This is a genomic window from Pseudomonas sp. NPDC089918 (genome assembly GCF_050280605.1).
Lineage (GTDB): Bacteria > Pseudomonadota > Gammaproteobacteria > Pseudomonadales > Pseudomonadaceae > Aquipseudomonas.
In genome coordinates, this window is sequence record NZ_JBNNVP010000038.1 from 15774 (window position 1) to 29660 (window position 13887).

Annotated in this window: 14 protein-coding genes and 1 other RNA gene; 11 read left to right on the forward strand and 4 right to left on the reverse strand. The window is 59.9% G+C overall.

The features are described from left to right. Nucleotides 1-77: 77 nt before the first annotated feature. Nucleotides 78-695 (forward strand): glutathione S-transferase N-terminal domain-containing protein, encoded by a 618-nt coding sequence (locus tag ACQKPC_RS23160; RefSeq protein ID WP_007905304.1) that lies wholly within the window; start codon nt 78-80, stop codon nt 693-695. A 16-nt stretch (nt 696-711) separates the two neighbouring features. Continuing rightward, complete coding sequence (locus ACQKPC_RS23165) at nt 712-1125, forward strand: ClpXP protease specificity-enhancing factor (protein WP_008004998.1); 414 nt, start codon at nt 712-714, stop codon at nt 1123-1125. Between the two features lie 113 nt (nt 1126-1238). Here the strand turns inward: ACQKPC_RS23165 and ACQKPC_RS23170 are convergent, their stop codons facing one another. The 4 genes from ACQKPC_RS23170 to ACQKPC_RS23185 form a co-directional block, all read right to left on the reverse strand. Further along, nucleotides 1239-1817, reverse strand: coding sequence for a BON domain-containing protein (locus tag ACQKPC_RS23170; protein WP_427626562.1), 579 nt, complete (start codon nt 1815-1817; stop codon nt 1239-1241). Continuing rightward, nucleotides 1814-2407, reverse strand: a complete 594-nt coding sequence (locus ACQKPC_RS23175; RefSeq protein WP_007904374.1) for a phosphoheptose isomerase — start codon at nt 2405-2407, stop codon at nt 1814-1816. The genes ACQKPC_RS23170 and ACQKPC_RS23175 overlap by 4 nt, the downstream gene beginning before the upstream one ends. Before the next feature lie 104 nt (nt 2408-2511). After that, nucleotides 2512-2874 carry a YraN family protein gene (locus tag ACQKPC_RS23180; protein WP_007904371.1) on the reverse strand — a complete coding sequence of 121 codons (363 nt, stop codon included), beginning with the start codon at nt 2872-2874 and terminating at the stop codon, nt 2512-2514. Next, nucleotides 2874-4685 (reverse strand): penicillin-binding protein activator, encoded by a 1812-nt coding sequence (locus ACQKPC_RS23185; protein WP_427626564.1) that lies wholly within the window; start codon nt 4683-4685, stop codon nt 2874-2876. Before ACQKPC_RS23185 ends, ACQKPC_RS23180 begins: the two co-directional genes overlap by 1 nt. 176 nt (nt 4686-4861) lie before the next feature. On the opposite strand from ACQKPC_RS23185, the gene rsmI reads away from it, so the two are divergent. From rsmI to mraY, 9 genes are all read left to right on the forward strand, one after another. After that, complete coding sequence (gene rsmI, locus ACQKPC_RS23190; RefSeq protein WP_427626566.1) at nt 4862-5767, forward strand: 16S rRNA (cytidine(1402)-2'-O)-methyltransferase; 906 nt, start codon at nt 4862-4864, stop codon at nt 5765-5767. Nucleotides 5768-5840: 73 nt separating this feature from the next. After that, an RNA gene (rnpB, locus tag ACQKPC_RS23195) (RNase P RNA component class A) lies at nt 5841-6194 on the forward strand. Between the two features lie 354 nt (nt 6195-6548). After that, nucleotides 6549-7004 carry a division/cell wall cluster transcriptional repressor MraZ gene (mraZ, locus tag ACQKPC_RS23200; RefSeq protein ID WP_003205355.1) on the forward strand — a complete coding sequence of 152 codons (456 nt, stop codon included), beginning with the start codon at nt 6549-6551 and terminating at the stop codon, nt 7002-7004. Then, nucleotides 7001-7948, forward strand: a complete 948-nt coding sequence (rsmH, locus tag ACQKPC_RS23205) for a 16S rRNA (cytosine(1402)-N(4))-methyltransferase RsmH (protein WP_008072115.1) — start codon at nt 7001-7003, stop codon at nt 7946-7948. The genes mraZ and rsmH overlap by 4 nt, the downstream gene beginning before the upstream one ends. Further along, a complete protein-coding gene (ftsL, locus tag ACQKPC_RS23210) occupies nt 7945-8238 on the forward strand; it encodes a cell division protein FtsL (protein WP_032830409.1) in 294 nt (97 codons plus the stop codon). The genes rsmH and ftsL overlap by 4 nt, the downstream gene beginning before the upstream one ends. Next, nucleotides 8238-9977: a peptidoglycan D,D-transpeptidase FtsI family protein gene (locus tag ACQKPC_RS23215; protein ID WP_177409379.1), complete on the forward strand. Its 1740-nt coding sequence runs from the start codon at nt 8238-8240 to the stop codon at nt 9975-9977. The genes ftsL and ACQKPC_RS23215 overlap by 1 nt, the downstream gene beginning before the upstream one ends. After that, nucleotides 9977-11440, forward strand: coding sequence for a UDP-N-acetylmuramoyl-L-alanyl-D-glutamate--2,6-diaminopimelate ligase (locus ACQKPC_RS23220; protein WP_427626569.1), 1464 nt, complete (start codon nt 9977-9979; stop codon nt 11438-11440). Before ACQKPC_RS23215 ends, ACQKPC_RS23220 begins: the two co-directional genes overlap by 1 nt. After that, entirely contained in the window at nt 11433-12800 is a 1368-nt protein-coding gene (locus ACQKPC_RS23225) for a UDP-N-acetylmuramoyl-tripeptide--D-alanyl-D-alanine ligase (RefSeq protein ID WP_401177404.1), read from the forward strand. The genes ACQKPC_RS23220 and ACQKPC_RS23225 overlap by 8 nt, the downstream gene beginning before the upstream one ends. Further along, on the forward strand, nt 12800-13882 hold the full coding sequence (gene mraY / locus ACQKPC_RS23230; RefSeq protein ID WP_007904350.1) for a phospho-N-acetylmuramoyl-pentapeptide-transferase: 1083 nt from the start codon (nt 12800-12802) through the stop codon (nt 13880-13882). The genes ACQKPC_RS23225 and mraY overlap by 1 nt, the downstream gene beginning before the upstream one ends. Nucleotides 13883-13887 lie beyond the last annotated feature (5 nt).

The window sequence follows — 13887 nt, forward strand, 5'->3', positions numbered from 1 at the left end:
CAGGCGTTACGGGAGGCGCCCTCTGGGCGCGCGTGTTTTTCCGTTTCCGATAATTTCAACAAGCGAGGAGGACCGCCATGGGCGTGACCAATCGGTTGGCCTGTTACTCCGACCCCGCCGACCACTATTCCCACCGAGTGCGCATCGTACTTGCAGAGAAGGGTGTCAGCGCCGAGATCATTTACGTGGAAGCTGGTCGCCAGCCGCCTAAACTGATTGAGGTGAACCCTTACGGAAGCCTGCCCACCCTGGTCGATCGTGACCTGGCGTTGTGGGAGTCGACCGTGGTGATGGAGTATCTGGATGAGCGTTACCCGCACCCGCCGCTACTGCCGGTTTATCCCGTGGCGCGTGCCAACAGTCGTCTGCTGATTCATCGTATTCAGCGTGACTGGTGTGGCCTGGTGGATCTGATTCTGGATTCGCGGACCAAGGAAGCAGCCCGTGTCGTGGCTCGTAAAGAGCTGCGCGAAAGCCTGACAGGCGTGTCGCCGTTGTTTGCCGACAAGCCGTTTTTCCTCAGTGAGGAACAAAGTCTGGTGGATTGCTGCCTATTGCCAATACTCTGGCGATTGCCGATTCTGGGTATTGAACTGCCGCGGCCTGCCAAGCCGCTGCTTGATTATATGGAGCGCTCGTTTGCGCGTGAGGCTTTCCAGGCGAGTCTGTCTGGTGTCGAACGCGATATGCGCTAAGGCTTAAGGAGCCGCTATGAACTCCAGTCGACCTTATCTGGTCCGCGCGCTCTACGAGTGGATTGTGGACAACGATTGCACCCCGCACATGCTGGTCAATTCCGAGTATCCATCGGTGCAGGTGCCTCAGGGTTTTGCCAGTGACGGACAGATTGTCCTGAACGTTTCCCCGGCAGCCGTGCGTCATCTGCATATGGACAACGAGGCAGTCAGTTTCGAGGGGCGCTTCGGTGGCGTGCCGCATACCCTGTACGTGCCTATCGCATCGATCCTGGGCATTTACGCCCGGGAGAACGGTCAGGGCATGGTGTTCGATATGGAATCGCCTCTGGAAGACGAGGAAGAGATCGAGCCGGATGATGATGTTCCGCCACCCGACAGTGAGCCGCCGCGTCCCAGCGGTCGACCGAGTTTGAAGGTGGTGAAGTAATAAAAAAGGCGATCCGAATGGATCGCCTTTTTTATTACTTCACCACTTCAAACGCGTAGAAGCTGCCGAAGGGCGATGGCGATCTCAAGGATGCCATCGCCGGTAAGCAGGTATCAGTCGATGTACTCAAACAACTTCACGATCTTCTGCACGCCGGAAACGCCTTGTACCAAATTGGTCGCCTGAGCCGCTTCCTGCTTGGTCAGCAGACCCAGCAAGTAGACGATGCCGTTTTCGGTCACAACCTTGATGCGCGAACCCGGGATGGAGGCATCGGTGAGCATCTGGGTCTTGATCTTGGTGGTCAGCCAGGTGTCGTTCTGGCGCGCCAGCAGCGAGGAGGGCGCCAGTACTTGCAGCTCGTTGTGCACCCTCTTCACGCGCTGAACGGAGGCGGCAACCTGTTCGGCCTTGGCCTTGAGATCGGCGCGCGGCGTTTGCCCGGCGAGCAGCACGACACCGTTGAAGCTGGTGACGACGATGTGCGAGTCGTTGTCCAGGGCAGGATCAGCCTTGGCGATGTTCACGCCGACCTTGGTGTCGATCAGGGAGTCGTCGATCTTGCTGCCGAAGGTGCGGGTGCCGCGGTCATCATCGATCGGCGCTTCACGGCTGGCGTTAACCACCGACGTGCAGCCGCTGATGCCAAGGCACAGGGTCAAGGCCAGAAGGCCTAGGCGATTAGGGGTCATTCTTCACTCCCGAACAGTTGGCTGTCGATCAGATCGCAAAGGCAATGGATCGCCAGCAGGTGGACTTCCTGAATACGTGCGGTGACGTTGGCCGGTACGCGAATCTCGACGTCCTCAGGCAATAGCAGTGACGCCATGCCGCCGCCATCACGACCGGTCAATGCTACGACAATCATTTCGCGATCATGTGCGGCCTGGATCGCTTGAATTATGTTTGCCGAGTTGCCGCTGGTGGAAATCGCCAGCAAAACATCACCCGGCTGACCGAGGGCGCGGATCTGTTTGGAGAAGATTTCGTTGTAGCTGTAATCGTTGGCGATCGAGGTGATCGTCGAGCTGTCGGTGGTCAGCGCGATGGCGGGCAGGCTCGGGCGCTCGCGTTCGAAGCGGTTGAGCAGCTCGGAGGAGAAGTGCTGTGCGTCACCGGCGGAGCCGCCGTTGCCGCAGGACAGCATTTTGCCCTCGTTAAGCAGGGCGTTGACCATGACCTGGCTGGCTTGCTCGATGTGCGGTGCAAGTACGTCCATCGCCTGTTGCTTGGTGTCGATACTGGCCTGAAAAAGCTGGCGAATTCGCGATTGCATGTCCATCTGTGTGACCTTAATTAGCGCGGCTACTCGGCACATGAATGTGCAGCCCGCAAAGCAAAGAGCAAAAGTGTTGGGTGAAGGTGTCCGGTTCGGGACGCAAGCGATCAGCTGTCGAAGGCATTCTGCAACCAGTTCAACTGATCAAGGTTGCTGTCGATGGCAACCACGTCGAAGCGGCAGGGGGAATTGGCCCAACGCGACTCGCGCTGAAGAAAATACTGCGCGGCAAAAATCAGTTTCTGCCGTTTGCGCCCATCGATGCTATCGAGCGCACCACCCCATTGGGTGTTTTTTCTATAGCGGACTTCGACGAATACTACTGTATCGCCATCAAGCATGACCAGATCAAGCTCGCCGCGTTTACACAACCAGTTCTGCGCCAGCAGGCGCAGACCTTGTTGCTGAAGATGCTCGAGCGCATGACGCTCGGCATCTTTACCGCTTTGCTGGCGTGACCTGTCGGGCATCAGCGTGAGGTGTCCGGCAGGCGTTGAACCTGACCGTTAGTGAATTCTGCCCATGGCAACTGACGCTCGACCCGTTGACTCTGAGTCATGCCCAGGCTGCCCGATTGACCCTGGATGCGGCTATCCGGCAAGGCCTTGAGTTGCCCCAGGCGCGGTGCCAGGCGATAGGCGTCAACGCCCATCGCGTACAGACGGCCCAGGCTGCCGCCGGCTTGTGGCCATTGTGCAGTGACCTGTTTGCGCAGCGGGTCATTGGCATCCAGTAGCCATGGGGTTTCGCAGAAGCGAATACCGTTCATGTCGTTGTACTGGTTCTGATCGCCACTGGCGCTGAATACGTGGGAGGTGGCGTAAACCGGCACATCACCCGCGTACTGGAAGTTCAGGGTCGGTTTGATCTGTTGAGCCTGTTGCGGCGTCGCGGCCAGGAAGATGAACTCGATGTCCTGACGACGCGAAGGTTGTGCGGCAACCTGCGAGCCAACGGTGCTTTGCAGGCTCTTGGCACGGCCTTCGCTCTGGCGCAGCTGGAACATGTCGGCAATCTGCTGGGCCAGTTGTACCGGCTGGTCGACGCGCTCGGTAGCGACAATGCTGCCACCGTTGGCTTGCCAATCCTGGCTGAACGCCTTGTAGACGCGGTCGCCCCATTCGCCTTTCGGCACCATGATCGCGGCGCGATGCAGGCCATCGGCGCGTGCACGGCGAGACACTTCGCGGGCTTCGTCTTCAGCGGCAAGACCGAACTGGAACAGTTGGGCCGGACCTTGTGCGCCTTCGCTGTAGTTCAGGGCCAGGGTAGTGATCGGCAGTTGCGGGCGGGCGCTGAGCTGTTTGACCAGCGGCTTCTCCAGCGGACCGACTACCAGTTGCACGCCATCGGCCTGGGCCTTGCGATAGAACTCGTCGAGGGAGGTCAGGCGCGAGCTGTCATAGAACTCGATGGCTGGCGGCTTCTGCCCGGCTTGTTGCGCCTGGTAGTGAGCAGCCATGAAGCCTTCACGCAGTGCTTTGCCGACCGAAGCCAGCGGGCCGTCTTGCGGCAGCAGCAGGGCAATCTTGCTCAGGGGCTGGCTGGCCAGTTCCTTGAGTTTGGTCAGTGGTAGCGGCAGCTGGATGGCAGCCGGGTGTTTTGGATTCTGCTCGCGCCAGTTGTCGATCGCGGCTTGCTGCTGTTCCAGGGTGCCGGCCGTTTTCACCACCAGCGCCAGACGGATCCAGCCGCCGAGGTCATCGTCGGTGGTCGGCTGCAATTGATCGGTCGGCAGCGAAGCGATCAGGGTCCAGATCGCTTCGTGGTTTTTGCTGGCTGCTTCACCTTCAAGCATCGGCGCAATAAAGATGCGCTCCCGTGCGGCGGCCAGGGTCTGGCCGTCGGCCTCAAGGGCGCGGGCATGAACGGTGCCGGTGCGAACCTGTTGTTCGACGGGCAGTTCGCTCAGGCGTTGCAGGCTCGGATGGCTCAGGGCAGTCAGCGCCGCTTTGGGCTGATTGCGGGTCATGGCCAGTTCAGCCGCCAGGGTGTTGGCGAAGACTTGTTGGCCAGGCTTGAGTTGTTCCACCGGCACCTGTTGCAGGATTTGCGCGGACTGGCCGGCATTGCCCTGGCGATAAGCCAGGTCTGCCGCGCTCAAGCGCAGTAGAGCGGCTTTTTCCGGGTCTTTGCTTCGAGTGGCCTGTTCGAGCAGTTGCTCGATACTGGCATCCGGGGTCCGTGGAAGTTCGCCAAGGCTGGAAGAGGGCGAGCTGGCGCAAGCCGCCAGCAAGGCAGCGAGGCAGAGGGCAGTGAACAGCCGCAGGCAAGCGATCATGTAGTGTTCCTGATACTCGATCAAATTAGCGTGGAATTGTACCCAAGCACTGGCCGGGGCGCGATGTTACTGGCGTGAATCGATCAATTTAGCTCATGCAAATGTTGCAGCACTGCACAAAAGGCTGGAAAAACCGCGGAGGGGGAGGCGTATCGCAAGCGCCGCTACGCGCTACAATGTCGCCTTTTACCGATCATGAGGTGTGCGCTTTGACTGTTCCAGGTGCTTTGAATTCCGCTGCTGGCTCGCTTTATGTGGTGGCGACGCCCATCGGCAACCTGGACGACATCAGTGCGCGTGCGCTGAAGATCCTGCGTGAGGTCGCCTTGATCGCGGCCGAAGACACTCGCCATTCCCAGCGATTGATGCAGCATTTCGGTATCCCCACACCGCTGGCGGCCTGCCATGAACACAATGAGCGTGAGGAGGGTAACCGCTTTATCATGCGTCTGCTGGCGGGCGATGATGTGGCGTTGATTTCCGACGCTGGGACGCCGCTGATTTCCGATCCGGGTTATCACCTGGTGCGTCAGGCTCGTGCCGCAGGGATCAATGTGGTGCCGGTTCCGGGGGCGTGTGCCTTGATTGCGGCATTGTCGGCCGCGGGCCTGCCGTCCGACCGTTTCATCTTCGAAGGTTTTTTGCCGGCCAAGGCTGTCGGCCGACGGGCTCGTTTGGAGCTCGTTAAAGAAGAGCCGCGCACGCTGATTTTCTATGAAGCACCGCACCGCATCCTCGAGTGCCTGCAAGACATGGAGCTGGTATTTGGTGCCGAGCGTCCGGCGTTGCTGGCGCGGGAACTGACCAAGACCTTCGAAACCCTCAAAGGCTTGCCGCTGGCCGAGTTGCGCGAGTTCGTCGAATCGGACAGCAATCAGCAGCGTGGCGAGTGTGTAGTGCTGGTGGCGGGCTGGACTGCCCCTGAGACCGAAGACGCTGTCAGCAGTGAAGCCATGCGTATTCTCAATCTGTTACTCGAAGAGATGCCGCTCAAGCGTGCGGCGGCATTGGCGGCGCAAATTACCGGCGAACGCAAGAATGTGCTCTATCAGGTCGCGCTGGATAAACAGAAGGGCGAGTAAACCGACGTGCAGCGCCGGCCAGAGGCTTTTAGCGCTTGTTCTTCGGTCGCTCTGCCGTTAATCTTCGCGGCGGAGAGTCGATCGGACAGTCGCTGCCCTCTATGAAAATTAGGGGGGGGAGGAAAGTCCGGGCTCCATAGGGCGAAGTGCCAGGTAATGCCTGGGAGGCGTGAGCCTACGGAAAGTGCCACAGAAAATAACCGCCTAAGCGCTTCGGCGCCGGTAAGGGTGAAAAGGTGCGGTAAGAGCGCACCGCACGTCTGGCAACAGTTCGTGGCTAGGTAAACCCCACTTGGAGCAAGACCAAATAGGGTCCCAAGGCGTGGCCCGCGCTGGGACCGGGTAGGTTGCTAAAGATGTCCAGTGATGGCCATCGTAGACGAATGACTGTTCAAGACAGAACCCGGCTTACAGATCGACTCTCCACCTTTTTTTCCTCTCTGCCGAGTCATTGGCAGCGATGTGTGTAATGGCAATTTCCCTCCCTGCTGAATCAATAGCAGAAGCGCTTTTGTAATACCGAAAAAATCTTACTCTTAACAAACTACTTTAACTTCTGAACGCAGCCTTCTGTGCTGATTCAAGTTATTGAGTGAATTCATCCGTCAGATTCTCGTTAACCCTCCTTTTACGCTCCTAAATCTCCGTTCTGTAAGGCTTTTCCTTTAATCCGCGCCTTGACGGTGTGGTGGGCGCATTCCTATAGTGTGCGCAAGTGGCGGAAAGTGGCATGAAGTGGGTTTTTTGAGCGTAAAACGCTAATATTTGGAGAAACGCTGACGTGTTTCGCGGAGCTAACGCTATCAGTCTCGATGCAAAGGGCCGTCTCGCTATGCCGAGCCGGTACCGTGACGAGCTGGTTTCGCGTAGTTCCGGTCAATTAATCGTCACCATCGATGCCGTTGATCCGTGTTTGTGTGTTTATCCCCTCGATGAGTGGGAAATTATCGAAACCAAACTGCGCGCACTGCCTTCGCTTCGCGAAGAGAACCGCCGCCTGCAACGTTTACTGATTGGTAATGCCGTCGACCTCGAGCTCGATGGCAGTGGTCGTTTTCTGGTTCCGCCGCGTCTTCGCGAATATGCCAAGTTGGATAAGCGCGCGATGTTGGTAGGCCAACTGAACAAGTTCCAATTGTGGGACGAGGATGCCTGGAATGCGGTTTCTGCCGCTGACCTGGCTGCTATTCAACAACCGGGCGCCATGCCTGATGAACTGCGTGATTTAATCCTGTGACTATTGATAGCGGCTTTAACCACATCACCGTACTGCTTGACGAAGCCGTCGAGGCTCTCGCCGTACGTCCTGATGGCTGCTATCTGGACGGTACGTTCGGACGTGGCGGGCACAGTCGGTTGATCCTCAGCCAGCTCGGGCCTGATGGCCGGTTGCTCGGATTCGACAAAGATCCTCAAGCGATTGCCACCGGGCAAACGCTAGCGGCCGAAGACGGCCGCTTTGTCGTTGTGCAGCGCAGCTTTGCCGAGCTCGGCTCGGAAGTCGCCGAACGCGGTCTGGCCGGCAAGGTCAGTGGTGTTCTGCTCGACCTCGGCGTGTCTTCGCCGCAGCTCGACGATCCTGAACGCGGCTTCAGCTTCCTCAACGACGGTCCGTTGGACATGCGCATGGACCCGTCCCGCGGGATCAGCGCCGCCGAGTTCGTCAACACCGCGCCGGTGGAAGAAATTGCCCGGGTGTTCAAGCAATACGGCGAGGAGCGTTTCTCCGGACGCATGGCGCGTGCCGTGGCCGAGCGTCGCGACATCAAGCCGTTCGAGCGCACTGGCGATCTGGCTGAAGTGCTGAAAGTCGCCAACCCCGCATGGGAAAAGGGCAAGAACCCGGCCACCCGTGCATTCCAGGGCCTGCGTATTCACGTCAACAACGAACTGGGCGATCTGGAAGCCGGCCTCGAAGCGGCGCTGGAATGCCTGGAAGTGGGCGGCCGTCTGGTTGTCATCAGCTTCCACTCGCTGGAAGACCGCATCGTCAAACTGTTCATGCGCAAACTGGTGAAAGGCGAAGCCGACAACCTGCCGCGCAACCTGCCGGTCCGTCACGTTGCTTTCGAACCGGTAATCAAAATCCATGGCAAAGCGCAGACCGCCTCGGAGGCCGAACTCAAAGCCAACCCACGTTCCCGTAGTGCCGTCATGCGTGTCGCGGAGAAGTTGCGGTGAGCAAGCTTTTCGCCAAGCCACTTCCCGGCGGAAGCTTTTTCATGCTGCTGTTGTTTGCCGGCGTGCTTGTGTCGGCTATAGGCGTGTCCTATAGCGCGCACTGGAACCGTCAGTTGCTCAATTCGCTGTACGGCGAATTGAGCGTGCGCGACAAGGCGCAGGCGGAGTGGGGCCGGTTGATTCTCGAGCAGAGTACCTGGACCGCCCATAGCCGCATCGAAGTCCTGGCCACCGAGCAACTGAAGATGCGCATTCCCGGCGCCGCTGAAGTGCAGATGGTGGCGCCATGATGAAACTCGAAGGCGCGCTTTTTCCATGGCGGTTCCGTCTGGTGGTCGGGTTGCTCGGCATCATGGTGGCGGCGATTGCCTGGCGCATCATCGATTTGCAAGTGGTCGACCGTGCCTTCCTTAAAGGTCAGGGCGATGCGCGCAGTGTTCGTCATATTCCAATTCCGGCTCACCGTGGTCTGATCACCGACCGTAACGGCGAGCCGTTGGCCGTGAGTACCCCGGTCACCACCCTGTGGGCCAACGCCAAGGAAATGCAAACGGCCAAAGAGAAGTGGCCGGCACTGGCGGCTGCCTTGGGGCAGGACCCGAAAGCCCTGGCCGAACGTCTCGAAGCCCAGGCCAACAAAGAATTCATTTATCTGGTGCGCGGGCTGACCCCCGAGCAGGGCCAGGCTGTGCTCGATCTGAAAGTGCCGGGCGTTTATGGCATCGAAGAGTTCCGGCGTTTCTACCCGGCCGGTGAAGTCACCGCCCACATGGTCGGCTTTACCGACATCGATGACCACGGACGCGAAGGCGTCGAGTTGGCCTACGACGAATGGCTGGCTGGCGTCCCCGGCAAGCGGCAGGTGATCAAGGACCGGCGCGGCCGGCTGATCAAAGATGTCCAGGTCACCAAAAACGCCAAGGCCGGCAAGCCCTTGGCGTTGTCCATTGACCTGCGTCTGCAATATCTGGCCAACCGTGAACTGCGCAATGCGATCATCGAGAATGGCGCCAAGGCCGGTAGCCTGGTGATCATGGACGTGAAGACCGGCGAGATCCTCGCCATGGTCAACCAGCCGACCTACAACCCGAACAACCGTCGCAACCTGCAACCGGCGATGATGCGCAACCGCGCGATGATCGACGTATTCGAGCCGGGTTCGACCATGAAAGCGATCTCCATGAGTGCCGCGATTGAAACCGGGCGCTGGAAGCCGACCGATACCGTCGAAGTGTATCCAGGCACCTTGCAGATTGGTAAGTACACCATCAAGGACGTATCGAAGAGTGAAGGCCCGGTACTCGACCTGACCGGTATCCTGATCAATTCCAGTAACGTCGGCATGAGTAAGGTCGCATTCGATATCGGCGGCGAAACGATTTTCCGCCTGGCGCAGAAAGTCGGCCTCGGCCAGGATACCGGGCTCGGATTCCCGGGCGAGCGCGTCGGCAACCTGCCGAACTACCGCGAATGGCGCAAGGCTGAAACCGCCACGCTGTCCTACGGCTACGGTATTTCCGTGACTGCGATCCAGTTGGTCCACGCCTTCTCGGCCCTGGCCAACAATGGTCGCCTTGCGCCGCTGACCCTGATCAAAACCGACAAGGCACCGCAAACCACGCAGGTATTGCCGGAAGCTGTCGCGAAAACCATGCAAACCATGCTGCAACAAGTGATCGAAGCCCCGCGCGGTGTATTCCGTGCGCAGGTGCCGGCGTATCACGTGGGCGGCAAGTCGGGTACCGCGCGTAAAACGTCGGTCGGCACCAAAGGCTACGCCGAGAATTCCTACCGCTCGCTGTTCGCCGGCTTCGGCCCGATGAACGATCCGCGCTACGCAATCGTGGTGGTGATCGATGAACCGACCAAGGCCGGTTACTTCGGTGGTCTGGTATCGGCCCCGGTGTTCAGCAAAGTGATGTCCGGGACCCTGCGCCTGATGAACATCACCCCAGACAACCTGCCTGCCACTCAACAAGCGAACGCCGCACCGGTCGTTCCGCTGAAAGCTAATGGAGGGCGCGGCTGATGTCGCTGAGCCTGAACAAGATTTTCGCCCACGCCGGCCGCGATCTGTTGATCCGCGAATTGGCGCTGGACAGCCGCAACGTACGAGCAGGCGATCTGTTTCTCGCGGTTCCTGGTGGCAAGTTCGACGGGCGTGCGCACATCGCCGACGCCTTGCAACGCGGCGCTGCTGCCGTGGCTTATGAAGTCGAAGGCGCGACTGTGCTGCCGATCACCGACGTGCCGCTGATTCCGGTCAAAGGCCTGGCGGCGCAGCTGTCGGACATCGCCGGGCGCTTTTATGGCGACCCGAGCCGTCATTTGAACCTGATCGGCGTGACTGGCACCAACGGTAAAACCAGCGTGACGCAATTGATCGCCCAGGCGCTCGACCTGCTGGGGCAGCACTGCGGCATTGTCGGCACCCTGGGCTCCGGTTTCTACGGTGCGCTGGAAAGCGGTCTGCACACCACGCCAAACCCGATTGCGGTGCAAGCGACCCTCGCCGACCTGAAAAAAGCCGGCGCCAAAGCCGTGGCCATGGAAGTCTCTTCCCACGGCCTGGATCAGGGCCGCGTGAGCGCGTTGGCCTTCGATGTGGCGGTGATGACCAATCTGTCGCGCGATCATCTGGATTACCACGGCACCATGCAGGCCTATGGCGAAACCAAGGCCAAGTTGTTTGCCTGGAATGATCTGAAGTGCCGGGTGGTCAACCTGGACGACGATTTCGGCCGGCAACTGGCTGCCGATGAAGGCGAGTCGCGACTGATCACTTACAGCCTGGAAGATTCCGGCGCCTACCTGTATTGCCGCCAGGCGCAGTTCGACGACGAAGGTGTGCGCGCCACGCTGGTCACGCCGCAAGGCGAGCACCATTTGCGCAGCACCTTGCTCGGCCGTTTCAACCTGAGCAACGTGTTGGCCGCGATCGGCGCCTTGCTCGGGCTGGACTACGCGCTGGACGAAATCCTCAAAGTACTGCCGAAACTCGAAGGTCCGGCTGGTCGCATGCAGCGCCTGGGCGGCGGTACTCAGCCGTTGGTGGTGGTCGATTATGCCCACACACCGGATGCGCTGGAAAAAGTCTTGATGGCCCTGCGTCCTCACGCCAAAGGCCGGTTGCTGTGCCTGTTCGGTTGCGGCGGTGATCGGGATCGCGGCAAGCGTCCGCTGATGGCTGAAGTGGTCGAGCGTCTGGCCGATGGCGTACTGGTCACCGATGACAATCCGCGCACCGAAGACCCTACGGTGATTTTCGACGACATCCGCGCCGGTTTCACCGCTGTGGATAAAGTCACCTTCGTCGCCGGCCGTGGCCAGGCGATTGCCCAATTGATCGCCAGCGCATCGGCCGATGACGTGATTGTCCTGGCCGGTAAAGGTCACGAGGACTATCAGGAAATCAACGGTGAGCGCCACGCTTTCTCCGATCTGGTCGAGGCCGATCACGCCCTGACCGCGTGGGAGGTGGCCCATGCTTAAAGCCTTGAAACTGAGCGAGCTGACCAGTGCATTGAATGGCCGTCTGATTGCCAGCGACGCCAGCTTCGACGGCGTCAGCATCGACAGCCGCGCGATCAAGCCCGGCCAACTGTTTATTGCCCTGGCCGGCCCGCGTTTCGATGGCCATGACTACCTCAATGACGTCGCCGCCAAAGGCGCCGTGGGTGCCTTGGTCGAGCGCGAGGTTGCCAACAGCGCGCTGCCGCAACTGCTGGTCAAGGACACCCGCCAGGCCCTCGGCCAATTGGGCGCGATGAACCGCGCTGCGTTCACTCATCCGGTCGCGGCCATCACCGGTTCCAGCGGCAAGACCACGGTCAAGGAAATGCTTGCGAGCATCCTGCGCACGCGCGGTCCGGTGCTGGCGACCCGTGGCAACCTGAACAACGACCTCGGTGTTCCGCTGACCCTGCTCGAACTGGCGCCGGAACACACGGCGGCGGTCATCGAGTTGGGGGCTTCGCGTCTTGGCGAGATTGCCTACACCGTTGCCATGACCAAACCGCATGTCGCTGTGCTGAACAATGCCGGCACTGCCCACGTCGGTGAGTTCGGCGGCCCGGAAAAAATCGTCGAGGCCAAGGGCGAGATTATTGAAGGGCTTGATGCCTCGGGCATCGCCGTGCTGAATCTCGACGACAAGGCGTTCCCGATCTGGAAGGCCCGTGCCGCTGCCCGACGGGTGCTGAGTTTCTCTCAGCTGGATGCCACCGCAGATTTCCATGCCAGCTTCATCGTTTCCGATGCACGCGGCTGCCCTGCATTCGAACTGCACACGCCGCAAGGTATTGCCCGGATTCAATTGAACCTGCTCGGCGGGCACAACGTCACCAACGCAGTCGCCGCCGCCGCGGCGGCTCACGCCCTGGGCGTGTCCTTGTCGCATATCGCTTCGGGGCTCAATGCAGTGCAACCGGTCAAGGGTCGTGCCGTCGCGCAACTGGCAACTAACGGTATGCGCGTGATCGATGACACGTACAACGCAAACCCCACCTCCATGTGCGCCGCCGTTGATATACTCGCCGGCTTTTCCGGTCGCACCGTTTTGGTGCTCGGAGATATCGGCGAGTTGGGCGATTGGGCGGAGCAGGGGCACCGTGATGTGGGCGAGTACGCCCGCGGCAAGGTTTCCGCGCTTTACGCGGTCGGGCCAATGATGACCCACGCCGTAAACGCTTTCGGCGAGCAGGCTTTTCACTTCAGCACTCAGGCTGAGCTGATCAAGGCCCTGGAAGCCGAGCAGGACCCAAACACCACCATTTTGATCAAGGGCTCGCGCAGCGCCGCGATGGAAAACATCGTCGCCGCTTTGTGCGGGACCCGTCTGGAGAAACATTAATGCTGCTGCTGCTAGCGGAGTATCTGCAACAGTTCTACAAAGGCTTCGCGGTCTTTCAGTACCTGACCCTGCGCGGGATTCTCGGTGTGCTGACCGCGCTGGTCTTGTCGCTGTGCTATGGCCCGTGGATGATCCGCACTTTGCAGAACCGTCAGATCGGTCAATCCGTTCGCAACGACGGCCCGCAATCGCACCTGTCCAAATCCGGCACCCCGACCATGGGCGGCGCGCTGATTCTTTCGTCCATCGGTGTCAGCACCTTGCTTTGGGCCGACCTGGCCAACCGTTACGTTTGGGTGGTGTTGTTGGTCACCCTGCTGTTCGGTGCCATCGGCTGGGTAGACGACTACCGCAAAGTCATCGAGAAAAACTCCCGTGGCCTTCCGAGCCGCTGGAAGTATTTCTGGCAGTCGGTGTTCGGCCTGGGCGCGGCGATCTTCCTTTATATGACTGCCGCGACGCCGGTAGAAACCACCCTGATCCTGCCGATGCTCAAGGACTACAGCATTCCACTGGGCGCGGGTTTCATCGTCCTGACCTATTTCGTGATTGTCGGCTCGAGCAACGCGGTCAACCTGACCGATGGCCTCGACGGTCTGGCGATCATGCCTACCGTGATGGTCGGCGGCGGTTTGGGGATCTTCTGCTACCTGTCGGGTAACGTGAAATTCGCTGAATACCTGCTGATCCCTTACGTACCGGGCGCGGGTGAGTTGATCGTGTTCTGCGGCGCGTTGATCGGCGCGGGCCTGGGGTTCCTGTGGTTCAACACCTATCCGGCCCAAGTGTTCATGGGCGACGTCGGCGCACTGGCGCTGGGCGCGGCTTTGGGCACCATCGCAGTGATCGTCCGTCAGGAAATCGTCCTGTTCATCATGGGCGGCGTGTTCGTGATGGAGACCCTGTCAGTCGTCATTCAGGTTGCCTCCTTTAAGCTGACCGGTCGCCGTGTATTCCGCATGGCGCCGATACACCACCACTTTGAACTCAAGGGCTGGCCCGAGCCGCGCGTGATCGTCCGTTTCTGGATCATCACCGTGATTCTGGTACTGGTCGGCCTTGCCACCCTGAAGCTGAGGTAGAACGA